General features: G+C 41.4%; 14 protein-coding genes. All 14 read left to right on the top strand.

The genetic code is table 11. From position 1 onward, the window contains the following. Nucleotides 1-60 precede the first annotated feature (60 nt). The 14 genes from PDL71_RS16170 (at nucleotide 61) to nuoL (ending at nucleotide 13,043) form a co-directional block, all read left to right on the top strand. A complete protein-coding gene (locus PDL71_RS16170) occupies nucleotides 61-1,782 on the top strand; it encodes a tetratricopeptide repeat protein (RefSeq protein ID WP_407522939.1) in 1,722 nt (573 codons plus the stop codon). A 108-nt stretch (nucleotides 1,783-1,890) separates the two neighbouring features. Continuing rightward, nucleotides 1,891-2,310, top strand: coding sequence for an NADH-quinone oxidoreductase subunit A (locus PDL71_RS16165; RefSeq protein ID WP_407522938.1), 420 nt, complete (start codon nucleotides 1,891-1,893; stop codon nucleotides 2,308-2,310). Nucleotides 2,311-2,434: 124 nt separating this feature from the next. Continuing rightward, nucleotides 2,435-3,025 (top strand): NADH-quinone oxidoreductase subunit B, encoded by a 591-nt coding sequence (locus tag PDL71_RS16160; protein ID WP_407522936.1) that lies wholly within the window; start codon nucleotides 2,435-2,437, stop codon nucleotides 3,023-3,025. A 72-nt stretch (nucleotides 3,026-3,097) separates the two neighbouring features. Next, on the top strand, nucleotides 3,098-3,616 hold the full coding sequence (locus tag PDL71_RS16155) for an NADH-quinone oxidoreductase subunit C (RefSeq protein ID WP_407522934.1): 519 nt from the start codon (nucleotides 3,098-3,100) through the stop codon (nucleotides 3,614-3,616). Between the two features lie 94 nt (nucleotides 3,617-3,710). Further along, nucleotides 3,711-4,937: an NADH-quinone oxidoreductase subunit D gene (locus PDL71_RS16150; RefSeq protein ID WP_407522932.1), complete on the top strand. Its 1,227-nt coding sequence runs from the start codon at nucleotides 3,711-3,713 to the stop codon at nucleotides 4,935-4,937. Nucleotides 4,938-4,965: 28 nt separating this feature from the next. Further along, complete coding sequence (gene nuoE / locus PDL71_RS16145; RefSeq protein ID WP_407522930.1) at nucleotides 4,966-5,454, top strand: NADH-quinone oxidoreductase subunit NuoE; 489 nt, start codon at nucleotides 4,966-4,968, stop codon at nucleotides 5,452-5,454. Nucleotide 5,455: 1 nt separating this feature from the next. Beyond that, entirely contained in the window at nucleotides 5,456-5,662 is a 207-nt protein-coding gene (locus tag PDL71_RS16140; RefSeq protein ID WP_407522928.1) for a hypothetical protein, read from the top strand. A 240-nt stretch (nucleotides 5,663-5,902) separates the two neighbouring features. Beyond that, nucleotides 5,903-7,264, top strand: a complete 1,362-nt coding sequence (gene nuoF / locus PDL71_RS16135) for an NADH-quinone oxidoreductase subunit NuoF (protein WP_407522926.1) — start codon at nucleotides 5,903-5,905, stop codon at nucleotides 7,262-7,264. A gap of 27 nt (nucleotides 7,265-7,291) precedes the next feature. Continuing rightward, nucleotides 7,292-8,404 carry a 2Fe-2S iron-sulfur cluster-binding protein gene (locus PDL71_RS16130; protein ID WP_407522924.1) on the top strand — a complete coding sequence of 371 codons (1,113 nt, stop codon included), beginning with the start codon at nucleotides 7,292-7,294 and terminating at the stop codon, nucleotides 8,402-8,404. After that, entirely contained in the window at nucleotides 8,404-9,453 is a 1,050-nt protein-coding gene (gene nuoH / locus PDL71_RS16125; protein WP_407522922.1) for an NADH-quinone oxidoreductase subunit NuoH, read from the top strand. The genes PDL71_RS16130 and nuoH overlap by 1 nt, the downstream gene beginning before the upstream one ends. A gap of 100 nt (nucleotides 9,454-9,553) precedes the next feature. Beyond that, nucleotides 9,554-10,117: an NADH-quinone oxidoreductase subunit NuoI gene (gene nuoI, locus PDL71_RS16120; protein ID WP_407522920.1), complete on the top strand. Its 564-nt coding sequence runs from the start codon at nucleotides 9,554-9,556 to the stop codon at nucleotides 10,115-10,117. A gap of 56 nt (nucleotides 10,118-10,173) precedes the next feature. After that, a complete protein-coding gene (locus PDL71_RS16115) occupies nucleotides 10,174-10,677 on the top strand; it encodes an NADH-quinone oxidoreductase subunit J (RefSeq protein ID WP_407522918.1) in 504 nt (167 codons plus the stop codon). Nucleotides 10,678-10,711: 34 nt separating this feature from the next. Then, nucleotides 10,712-11,047, top strand: coding sequence for an NADH-quinone oxidoreductase subunit NuoK (gene nuoK, locus PDL71_RS16110; RefSeq protein WP_407522916.1), 336 nt, complete (start codon nucleotides 10,712-10,714; stop codon nucleotides 11,045-11,047). 79 nt (nucleotides 11,048-11,126) lie between these two features. Then, nucleotides 11,127-13,043 (top strand): NADH-quinone oxidoreductase subunit L, encoded by a 1,917-nt coding sequence (gene nuoL / locus PDL71_RS16105; protein WP_407522914.1) that lies wholly within the window; start codon nucleotides 11,127-11,129, stop codon nucleotides 13,041-13,043. Nucleotides 13,044-13,050 lie beyond the last annotated feature (7 nt).

The raw sequence follows: 13,050 nt of genomic DNA, 5'->3' as shown, positions 1-13,050 counted from the left end.
TAACATTTAGAAACCAAGAAATTAATACTTTTACCACCCCTAAAAATTAAAGCAAAGTCAATGAAACGGTCACTCAGTTTATTTTTTGTGGCGCTTGTGTTGGTAACCGGCACATTTGCCCAAACGCTTGAAGAAGGTAAGAAGTTCATGTATTATGAGCGTTTTACCAGTGCCAAAGATGTGTTTCAAAAGCTGGTGGCAGCCAAGCCATCAGATGCAGAGGCCGCTTATTGGCTGGGACAGGCTTATCTTGGATTGGAAGATGTAACCAATGCAAAGAAAACCTACCAAACAGCAATGGGTACTAACCCAACTGCTCCTTTACTGCTGGCCGGTATGGGACAGATTCAGTTAATAGAAGGCGATGCCACCGGTGCACGTAATAATTTTGAAATGGCTGTTAACAACACCAAATCAAAAGATATTGAAGTGCTGCATGCGGTAGGTCGTGCTAATGTGTACACAAAAGCAGGCGATGCCAATTATGGTATTATGCAAATGACCAAGGCCACTACTTTAAAAGGGTTTAAAGATGCCAACCTCTGGATTACAATTGCTGACGGACACATGAAAAATGTAAACGGTGGCGATGCTGTGCTGGCGTTGAAAAATGCTTTACTGCTCAATCCCGGCCTGGCAGCAGCTAAATACAAGGAAGGTGTAATTTATGAAAGCCAGAAAAACAGGGAATTCTTTCTGCCTGCTTATGAAGAAGCAGTTAGAATGGATCCTGCTTATGGTCCCGCACAATATGCATTGTACCGTTACTGGTATTTCCGTGATGTGGCCAAAGCTGAAGGTTTTCTCAATGGTTTTATTGCAGCTATTGACCCAGATCCGCAAAATGATTATTACAGAATTGATTTAAAATACGCTTCTCAGAACTTTGCCGATGCCATCAGCATGAGTGATGCGCTTATTAATAAAGTAGGAGTAAACGTTATCAAACCCCGTATCTACCGTTTGAAAGCCTATGCCTACTCCAAACAAGGCGATATGGCAAATGCTAAAGCAAGCATTGATGAATTCTTTAAGAAAGCAAAGCCGGAAGATATTGTGCCAAAAGACTATGAGTTGTTAGGCGATATTATGGCCGCAACACCGGGCAGCGAAGCTCAGTCTTACGCTTATTATGAAAAAGCAATGGAAGCCGATACTTCTGCTGAAAACAAAGCTTCTTACCTGCAGAAAGCAGTTGATTTTGCTAAAAAGCAAAAAGATAAAAAAGCAACTGCATACTGGCTGGATAAACAATACAAAGCCAAGAAGAACCCCAGCAATGTGGATCTCTACAATTTAGGTCGTGCTTATTTTGATGCCGGTTCTGATGATTTCACATTCTATGCAAAGGCAGATGAAATCTTTGCCGGCTATGTGGAGAAGTATCCTGACCAGGCTTATGGTTACTACTGGAGAGGCCGTTGTAACTGGACGATTGATTCCAATATGGAAAAGTCAATGGCTAATCCTCATTTCGAGAAGTTTATTGAAGTAGCTACTACCAGCAAGGATTCGCTTAATTTCCGTCAGCAGGTGGTGATTGCCTATAAATATTTCATCGGTTATAATACGGTAATCAAAAAAGATACAAAGGCAGCCATTGAGTTTTGTGATAAGGTGTTGGCCATTAACCCTTCTGATGCACAGGCTCTTGAATTCAAGCGTCAGTTGAGCGGTGGTAAACAAGCCAGCAACACATCCACAAGCACATCTGCTCCTTCAACAGGCACGAAACCTGCAGCAGGTAAACCGGCCGGAGGCTCCGCGCCACAAAAAAAGTAGTAAAGAAGAAATCATAAGATAAAGTCCTGCCGTATGGCGGGACTTTTTTTATCGTTGCTGATTTTATGTGCAGGGGCTGCCTTATTTTTGCGGCGATAAAACATAACCATGCCAAACGGAATTATCTTTCTTCAGAGCCAGGCTGTTCCTTCAGTTTCCGAAATCAGTGAGTCCACCAATTATTTTCCTATCGGCATACAATTAATCTTCGCTATCGGTTTTGTTGGTTTGATGATGTTCCTTACCCATTGGCTGGGCCCTAAGCGTCCCACGGCTCAAAAGCTGGAGAATTTTGAAAGTGGTATTGAAATACATGGTAATGCCCGCCAGCCCATGGCTGTAAAATATTTCCTGGTAGCTATTTTGTTTGTGTTATTTGATGTGGAAGTGATTTTCTTTTATCCCTATGCGGTGAATTTTAAAGAACTGGGATGGAATGGATTTTTGGCCGTATTGATGTTTGTAGGATTCTTTTTATGCGGATTCTATTACATCATTAAGAAAGGTGCTTTAAACTGGGAAGACTGAGAATTAGAAAATTTGAATATTAATTATTTGAAAATAGAAGAAGCTTAAACTTTGAACGAGAAATTTTGTTTGTAAGGAGTTGATAATCTTCAAATTTTCAAATAACAAATCGTAAATACTTATTATGTCCCGTCCGGTACAATTTAATATTAACCCCAAACCTGTTGACTACAACGGTCATATCAGTGTTGTGGGTGCCCCTGAAGGTGCAAGTGGCGAAGGTTTCTTTGCCACCAAGTTGAGTGAAGTGGTAGGTTTGGCAAGAAAAAACTCTATCTGGCCTTTGCCTTTTGCTACTTCCTGCTGTGGTATTGAATTTATGGCTACTATGGGAAGTCATTATGATTTGTCCCGTTTCGGCAGTGAGCGTGTGGCATTTACGCCCCGCCAATGCGATTTATTGATGGTGATGGGAACCATTGCTAAAAAGATGGGTCCTGTGTTGAAGCAGGTGTATCTGCAAATGGCCGAGCCACGTTGGGTAATTGCTGTGGGAGCTTGTGCAAGCAGCGGTGGCATTTTCGATACTTACAGTGTATTACAGGGCATTGACCAGGTAATTCCTGTGGATGTGTATGTGCCCGGTTGCCCGCCCAGACCTGAAGCCATCCTTGATGGATTTATGAAAGTACAGGAACTGGTAGGACAGGAGAGTTTGAGAAGAAGAAACAGTGAGCATTACAAGGCTTTGTTAGAAAGCTACGGAATACAATAACCAAAATACAGTTGCAAGCTGTTAGCTTCAAGTCACAAGCTTGTAGCTTGCAGCGAAAAGCGAATAGCTAATATGTCTTTGACCAACGAAATAATTAAGAACAGACTTCAGGAGAAATTTGGCGAGCAGATTTCTGATTTTACAGAGCCTTACGGCATGCTCACATTTGAAGCGCCGAAAGAGTTAAACTTAAAAGTGCTTCAATTTTTATACGATGATGAGGCGTTGAAGTTTCGTTTCCTCACCGATTTACAGGCCGTGCATTATCCGGATGATAAAGGAAGAGAATTAGCTGTTGTGTATCACCTGCACAACTTGGTTGATAATGTGCGTATCCGTTTCAAAGTATTTACTGATATCAATACGCCTGATGTGTTTACCGCTACGCAGTTGTATGCAACCGCCAACTGGATGGAACGGGAAACATACGATTTCTTTGGTGTAAACTTTGTGGGGCATCCCAATCTCAAACGCATCTTGAATGTAGATGAGATGGATTATTTCCCATTGAGAAAAGAATTTCCGTTGGAAGATCAAACAAGAAGAGATAAAGATGATGAAATGTTTGGAAGAGGTGGAAGTGTGAATTAAAAAACCATTTGAAGATTTGATGATTTGAAAATTGTGCAGCGTGCTTATTTAAAAGAATATTCAAATCTTCAAATTCAAAATTTTCAAATTTGACATGAGCGACGTTCAGAATATATTACTACCCGAAGGATCAATTGAAAAGAAGACCGTTACGTTGAACCTTGGTCCCACGCATCCTGCTACGCATGGTGTGTTTCAAAACATTTTGGAAATAGATGGCGAACGCATTCAAAGTTCTGAATCTACAGTAGGATATATTCACCGTGCATTTGAAAAACTGGCGGAGCGTCGTCCTCTGTACCAGGTTACTCCCATTACTGATCGATTGAACTATTGCAGCAGCCCCATCAACAATATGGGCTGGCACATGACCTGTGAAAAATTATTAGGTGTTAAAACACCCAAGCGTGTGGATTACATGCGCATCATCATCATGGAATTGGCACGCATCAGTGACCATCTCATTTGTAATTCAATCGTGGGTGTGGATACAGGTGCTTATACCGGGTTCTTATATGTGATGCAGTACCGTGAATTGATTTATGAAATCTATGAAGAAATCTGCGGCAGCCGTTTAACAACCAACATCGGACGCATTGGTGGTTTTGAACGCAACTTTACACCAACTGCTTGGAGTAAGCTTGAAAAATTCTTAAAGGAATATCCCAAAGTATTACAGGAGTTTGAAAACCTCTTTACACGCAACCGTATTTTTATGGAACGCACTATCGGTTGCGGACCCATCAGTGCAGAACGTGCATTGAATTATGGTTTCACCGGTCCAAACCTGCGTGCAGCCGGTGTAGATTATGATGTGCGTGTGCACACACCTTATTCCTCTTACGAAGATTTTGATTTTACTATTCCTGTAGGAAGCACGGGTGATTGTTACGACCGTTTCTTAGTGCGTAACCAGGAAATGTGGCAGAGCTTAAGCATCATTGAACAAGCGTATCAAAAGATTCAGGACTTTAAAGGCGCTGATGCAGAAGTGTATCATGCGGATGTCCCCGAATATTATTTGCCTGAAAAGCAAAAAGTATACACCAGCATGGAGGCACTCATCTGGCATTTCAAAATCATCATGGGTGAAATTGATATGCCAAAAGGTGAAGTGTATCACAGTGTGGAAGGCGGTAATGGTGAGTTGGGTTTCTATTTGATTAGTGATGGCGGACGTACACCGTACCGTTTGCATTTCCGCAGACCATGTTTTATTTATTACCAGGCTTATGAAGAGTTGGTAAAAGGAGCAATGCTGAGTGATGCGATTGTGGTGATGAGCAGTTTGAATTTGATTGCAGGTGAGTTGGATGCATAATTGATAATTGATTAATGGAAAATTGATAATGAAGTTTTCAGACGATAAATTAAAGAAGGTAGAAGAGATGATTTCTCACTACCCCGAGGGCAAACAAAAAAGTGCATTGCTTCCCTTGTTACATTTTATTCAAAAAGAAAATGGCGGATGGTTGAGCAGTGAAGCCATGGATTATGCAGCTGAGCTGTTGAAGATTGCTCCCATTGAAGTGTATGAAGTAGCAACGTTTTACAGCATGTACAATTTGCAGCCTGTTGGTAAAACTGTTTTTGAAGTTTGCCAAACGGGTCCCTGTATGTTAAACGGAAGCGATGATATTGTAGCGTACATTTTTGAGAAGCTGGGCATCAAACCCGGACAAACAACAGCAGATGGTTTGTTTACCTTGAAAGTAGTAGAATGTTTGGGAGCTTGCGGTTATGCACCGATGATGCAGTTGGGTCCTGATTACAGAGAGCATTTGACGAAAGAAAAAATAGATGCGTTGATTGCGGAAGGAAAAGCAAAAGCCAATTAAGATGAAGAAGAAAACAGCAATGATGATTGGTTTTTTATTTTCCACTTCTGCCATTATTGTGATGATTGTGTTTTTGATGGCGAAGGATAAAGTGGCGATGCGTCCGTTGTTGTACATTGGTTTTGGATTGGCATTGGGTTCGATTGTGTTCAGGAATTTGTTGCGGTTTAAACCTGATTGGTTTAGGGATAATGATACAACTGCATAAAATTGAAGTTGTTTATCCCCTCCTGGGAGGGGTGGCGGAGTCTCAAACAATAGTGAAGATGAAATGGGGTGGGTTGCTCAATAGAATTAAGAACGCACAAGAGTCCCGCTAAAGACGGGATTTGCAATGCGACGCAAGAGAAGCTTTATAGCTGCAACAACGGTGACTACATAATCCTCCTTCGCTAAAGCTACGGAGGACAAAGAAAAATAAAGTCGAGAAAATTATACGACGGGAAATATGGGAAGAAAATTATTATTAGACAAAGCACATATTGAAGGCATCAGGCATTATGATGTGTACCGCCGTGAAGGTGGTTACCGCAGCGTGGAAAAAGCGTTGAAGACCATGACTCCTGAAGCGATTGTGGAAGAAGTGAAGAAAAGCGGATTACGTGGTCGTGGTGGTGCAGGTTTTCCTACAGGTATGAAATGGAGTTTCCTTGCAAAGCCTGAAGGTGTGCCACGCTATGTGGTTTGTAATGCTGATGAGAGTGAGCCGGGTACGTTTAAAGACCGTTACTTAATGGAATTCATTCCGCATTTGTTGATTGAAGGAATGATACTTGCTTCGTTTGCACTCGGCAGTAACCGTTCTTACATCTACATCCGTGGTGAGTATTGGTGGGTAAAAGAAATTTTAGAACAGGCCATTGCCGAAGCAAAGAATGCAGGATGGCTCGGTAAAAATATTTTGGGCAGTGGTTTTGATTGTGAAGTGTATGTACAGCCCGGCGCCGGTGCTTACATCTGCGGTGAAGAAACGGCATTGATTGAAAGTTTGGAAGGCAAGCGTGGCAACCCACGTATCAAGCCTCCGTTTCCTGCAGTGAAAGGTTTGTGGGGTTGCCCAACGGTGGTGAACAATGTAGAAACAATTGCAGCAGTAGTGCCTATTGTGAACGATGGTGGTGATGAATATGCCAAGATTGGTATTGGTAAATCAACAGGAACCAAATTGATTTCAGCATGCGGTAATATTAATAAGCCGGGTGTGTATGAAATTGAAATGAATATTTCTGTTGAAGAATTTATTTATAGTGATGAATATTGTGGTGGTATTGCTAATGGCAAACGGTTGAAAGCATGTATCCCCGGTGGCTCATCTGTTCCTATTTTGCCTGCGAATCTCTTGTTGAAAACAGCAAAGGGAGAAACAAGAATGATGACGTATGAAAGTTTGGCTGATGGTGGTTTTGCTACAGGAAGTATGATGGGCAGTGGTGGTTTTATTGTGATGGATGAAGACCAATGCGTGGTAAAACATACTTATACGCTTGCAAGATTTTATCGTCATGAAAGTTGCGGGCAATGCAGCCCTTGCAGAGAAGGAACAGGATGGATGGAAAAGATTTTATTGAACATTGAGAACGGAAAAGGAAAGATGAGTGATATTGATTTGCTGTGGGATATTCAACGCAAGATTGAAGGAAATACGATTTGTCCGCTGGGTGATGCAGCCGCATGGCCTGTGGCAGCAGCGATTCGTCATTTCCGTGATGAGTTTGAATGGCATGTAACCAATCCGGAAGATGCTGTGAAGCGGAATTACGGATTAGCCAACTATGCGAAACCGTTAGAGGTAGCAGCGCCAACTGCTTAACATTTAAAAGAAGCTATTTAGATAAACATGTCTGAACAAAAACAACTTTTTAAAGTAACCATTGACAACATCACCATTGAAGTGGAGCCGGGAACAACTATCCTGAATGCTGCACGTAAGATTGGTGGTGAAGTGGCGCCGCCTGCTATGTGTTATTATACAACACTAAAAGATAGTGGTGGTAAATGCCGTACCTGTTTGGTAGAAGTAGCAGCAGGTTCTACTGCTGATCCACGTCCTATGCCCAAATTGGTAGCAAGCTGCCGCACCAATGTAATGGATGGCATGGTGGTAAAAAATATTACCAGCGATAGAGTATTGGATGCAAGAAACGGTGTGGTGGAGTTTTTATTAATCAATCATCCATTAGATTGCCCTATATGTGACCAGGCAGGTGAATGTCATTTGCAGGATTTGAGTTATGAGCATGGCAAAGGCGCCAGCCGTTATGAATTCAAACGCAGAACATTTGATAAACACAGTTTGGGCGAATATATTTCGCTGCACATGACACGCTGTATTCTTTGCTATCGTTGCGTGTATGTAGCTGACCAGGTGAGTACCGAAAGAAAGCATGGCATTTTAATGCGTGGCGACCATGCAGAAATTGCAACATATATTGAACAGAATCTGAATAATGATTTTATTGGCAATGTAATTGATGTTTGTCCTGTTGGTGCGTTGACCGATAAAACATTCCGTTTTAAAAACCGTGTATGGTTTACCAAGCCTGTAGATGCTCATTGCAACTGTGATAAGTGCAGCGGCGAAGTACAACTGTGGATGCGTGGTGATGAAGTGCTGAGGGTAACTGCAAGAAAAGATGAGTGGGGCGAAGTAAAGCAAAGCAGTAAAGGCACACCCGGATGGATTTGCAATACCTGTCGCTTTGAACGTAAGAAAGTAAGTGACTGGACTATTGAAGGACCATCAAAGGTGAATCGTCATTCAGTGATTTCACAAGGGCATTATGAGCATTTGAAGAAGCCGAATGAAACCGTAGCAAAAGTAATGGGCGGAAGAGATCCGAAGTTGCTGATGAATATTAAGGACGTTAGTGAAGTAAACCAGGTGGAGTTAAGTGAGTTGGATGGACCGGCTACTTCAGAAGTATTTAAACAATTGAAGAAAGGAAATTAATGAATACTATTTTACTACAGGTTGACTGGGCTTTTGTACTCGAAAAGTTTTTGTTTATCGGGTTCATTATCTCCATTTCATTGGTGATTGCCATGTACACTACTTATATGGAGCGTAAGGTAGCTGCAGTAATGCAGGACAGACGTGGTCCTAACCGTGCAGGTCCGTTTGGTTTATTGCAACCCATGGCCGATGGTTTGAAATTGTTTTTCAAAGAAGAAATTATACCTGCGTTCTCTAATAAGTTTTTATTCATTCTTGGTCCTTCATTGGCCATGATAACAGCGATGTTAACCAGTGCTGTAATTCCCTGGGGTGATAAGATGGAATTGTTTGGCAGAACCATCAGTTTGCAGATTACAGATGTAAACATCGGCATTTTGTATGTGTTTGGTGTGGTGAGTTTGGGTGTGTATGGAATTATGATTGGTGCATGGGCCAGTAACAACAAGTTTAGTTTGCTCGGTGGATTACGTGCAGCCTCCCAAATGATTTCTTATGAACTGGCGATGGGTCTGGCATTGATTGCACTCATCATGTACACCGGTACACCCAGTTTAAAAGAGATGGTGCAGTTGCAACAACAGGGTTATTGGAATGTGTTGATTCAACCTGTTGGGTTTCTTGTGTTTTTAGTTTGTGCATTTGCTGAGTGTAACCGTACACCTTTTGACTTAGCTGAAGCAGAGAATGAATTGATTGGCGGTTATACATCTGAGTACTCCAGTATGAAACTGGGGTTCTATTTGTTTGCTGAGTATATCAATATGTTCATCAGCAGTGCCATCATTGCTACCTTGTATTTTGGCGGTTATGATATTCCGTTTGTAGATGAGAGTACATTAAATGTAAATCTTGCAGCAGGCTTAGGTGCATTGGCTTTATTTGCAAAAATCCTGTTCTTCATATTTGTGTTCATGTGGGTACGCTGGACCATTCCACGTTTCCGCTATGACCAATTGATGAATTTGGGATGGAAGGGATTGATACCAATTGCATTGGTGAATATGTTAATCACTGCTGCATTGATTTTATGGTTGAACAAGTGATGAGTAGCAGTAAGGACGTACAAGTGTGCGACGCAACAGCAGTCAAATAGCAGAAACGTCGCTGACAAACAAAAAATTGAAATCTAATTAATAAACGTAAATGCAATTAACAAGCAAAGCAAAACCGGTAGACAGAAGGCCTTTGAGCTTTATGGAGAAGTTATACCTTCCTGCCATTGCCAAGGGTATGGGCATTACGTTCAGCCATATTTTTAAAAAGAAGGCAACGATCAATTATCCGGAAGAGAAGCGCCCGTTCAGTCCTGTGTTTCGTGGACTGCATATTTTAAACCGTGATGAAGAGGGAAGAGAAAACTGTACCGCCTGTGGTCTGTGTGCAGTTGCTTGTCCGGCTGAAGCAATCACGATGGATGCTGCGGAACGTTTGCCCGGCGAAGAACATTTGTACCGTGAAGAAAAATATGCAGCCAAATATGAAATCAATATGCTGCGTTGTATTTTTTGCGGATTGTGTGAAGAAGCTTGCCCGAAAGATGCCATTTATTTAACTGAAACTTTTGCGCCTGCAAATTACAGTCGTCAAAGTTTTATATATGGAAAAGATAACCTGGTGATTCCTCATCCTAAAAATGATGCAGAAGGATATGCGAAAGCAAAAGGATTGGTTGACGAACGTAAAGCCAAAGCGAAACAAGAGCAATAAAAATAAGAAGTACGAGTTGCACACTAATGTAATTTATACTTCGTAGTTAAATGTTTATGAGTATTACTGAAATTCTGTTTTATTTTTTGAGTGCGCTGGCATTGGGAGCCGCATTAATGATGGTAACCAGTAAGAATCCTGTGTACAGTGTGTTATGGCTCATTGTTGTTTTCTTTGCCATTTCCGGTCATTACATTTTATTAAATGCACAGTTCCTGGCGATTGTAAACATTATTGTTTATGCCGGTGCCATTATGGTGTTGTTCCTGTTTGTTATTATGTTAATGAACCTGAATGCTGACAATGAACCGCAAAAGAATAAATGGCTCAAGATGGCCGGTGCTGTTGCCGGTGGTTGCCTGTTGCTGGTATTTGTTGCTGCGTTACGTCAATCTGAAACGATTGCTATGCAGGCTGTAAATACAAGCGGGCCTACGGGGTTAATCCGTCGTTTGGGAATGGTGTTGTTTACTGATTATGTGCTGCCCTTTGAAATTGCCAGCGTGTTGTTTTTAAGTGCAATGGTTGGTGCCGTGGTAATCGGAAAGAAGGGAGATTAAGTACTCAGTATTTGAAAATTATCAAATTGAATTTATGCCGATAAATTATTATGTAGCTTTTGCGATTGCTTTGTTCTCCATTGGAGTAGCAGGCGTTTTAACCCGTCGCAATGCCATCATTATTTTTATGTGTGTGGAGTTGATGCTGAATGCAGTGAATCTTTTGCTGGTAGCATTCAGTAAGCTGCACTATGCTAATGTTGCCGAATTTAATCCGTTTGCCTCTGTTGGTACCGATGGACAGGTGTTTGTATTTTTTATTATGGTAGTGGCTGCAGCAGAAGTAAGTGTAGGGTTGGCTATTATAGTCATGATGTACCGTAACATTCACAGCGTGGATATTAACTTTTTGAACAGACTGAAACATTAAAGAAGGATGTAAGAAGTAAGAGGTAAGATTCACCGATTCTGTTCTTACTTCTTACCTCTTACTTCATACCTCATGTATTATGAAGAGTATAATTGACCTGGTTTATTTAGTTCCTTTATTTCCACTTGTTGGTTTTTTGATCAATGGGTTGGGCAGAAAGAGTTTAAGCAAATCACTTAGCGGAATGATTGGCTCTGCAGTGATTCTTGCTTCTTTTGTAGTAAGCGTACTCATCTTTAACCAAACGAGAGCAGAAGGATTTACAGCTACTACTGTAAACCTGTTTGAGTTTATTAATGTGGCAGGACTCGATATTCCATTTGCTTTCCAGGTAGATCAACTGAGTGCTTTGTTTCTGCTCATTATTACCGGGGTTGGATTCTTAATTCATCTCTATTCCACTTCTTACATGCATGAGGAAGAACCTCATCATTTTGCACGCTACTTCGCTTACTTGAATTTGTTTGTATTCAGTATGTTGTTGCTGGTGCTGGGCGCCAACTACCTGATTATGTTTATTGGTTGGGAAGGTGTTGGTTTATGTTCTTATTTACTAATTGGCTATTGGTTTAAGAATACAGACTATGGTAATGCAGCACGAAAAGCTTTTGTAATGAACCGTATTGGTGACCTTGGTTTCTTGCTGGGGCTTTTCTTTATCATTCAGCAGTTTGGCTCACTTACATATACTGAAGTGTTTTCGCAGGCTGAGCAGATGAACAGCGGAGCGGCTATTCTTACAATCATCACTTTGTTACTCTTTGTAGGTGCTACCGGTAAGAGTGCCCAGATTCCTTTATACACCTGGTTGCCTGATGCGATGGCGGGTCCTACACCTGTATCGGCATTAATCCACGCTGCAACCATGGTTACCGCAGGTATTTACATGATTGCCCGAAGTAATATTTTATACACGCTGGCTCCTGTTTCACAAACTGTAGTTGCTGTTATTGGTTTGGCAACTGCTATCCTTGCTGCTACAATTGCCATCAAGCAAAACGATATTAAAAAAGTATTGGCTTATTCTACAGTGAGTCAACTTGGGTATATGTTTTTAGGTTTGGGTGTAGGCGCTTATACAGGAGCTGTGTTTCATGTAATGACACATGCGTTCTTCAAAGCATTGTTGTTCCTTGGTGCAGGTAGTGTTATTCATGCCATGCATCATGAACAGGATATACGCAATATGGGTGGACTGTCAAAGAAACTTCCCATCACGCATCTAACATTTTTGATCGGCTGTATTGCCATTGCAGGTATTCCTCCGTTCAGCGGGTTCTTTTCAAAAGATGAAATATTGATTGTTGCCTTTGCTCATAACCCTGTTTATTACTGGATTGGTTTAGCAGGTGCGTTGATGACTGCTTTTTATATGTTCCGTTTATATGCTATGACATTCCGTGGAAGTTTCCGTGGTACACATGAGCAGGAACATCACCTGCATGAAAGTCCGTGGCAAATGACTGTACCGTTAATGGTGCTGGCATTCTTAGCAGTAGTAGCCGGTTTTGTAGGTATTCCTGAATTGTTTGTGCATGATGCACATAAGCTGGAGCATTATTTAGCACCTGTATTTGAAGCTTCAACAAAGAGAGCAGCCGCACATACTGTTGATCATTCTACTGAGTATATGTTACTTGGTGTAAGCATCAGTGCCATTCTCATCAGCATCGTATATGCATGGACACGCTTCAGCAAAAAACCTGAAACAGGTGATGCAACAGGTTTCGGCAAAACGCTGGCCAACAAATGGTACGTTGATGAATTGTATGATGCCATCATCTCCAGACCATTAAATGCATTGGGTGCTTTCGGAAATAAATTCATCGAGAAAAGTGGTATTGATGGCATCGTAAACGGAACGGGTAAAACAATCCAGTGGGGAAGCCGTCAGTTACGTTTGTTGCAAAGCGGGCAGGTAGGTAGTTATGTACTGTGGATGGTGCTGGGTATTTTGTTATTTTTTGTATTGATCATTTTTACTGATTTGAGATAAACTGTTA

It is taken from the genome of Lacibacter sp. MH-610 (assembly GCF_045780045.1).
GTDB lineage: Bacteria > Bacteroidota > Bacteroidia > Chitinophagales > Chitinophagaceae > Lacibacter.
Note: the sequence above shows the minus strand (reverse complement) of the source record. Positions and strands in the feature narration are given on the sequence as shown.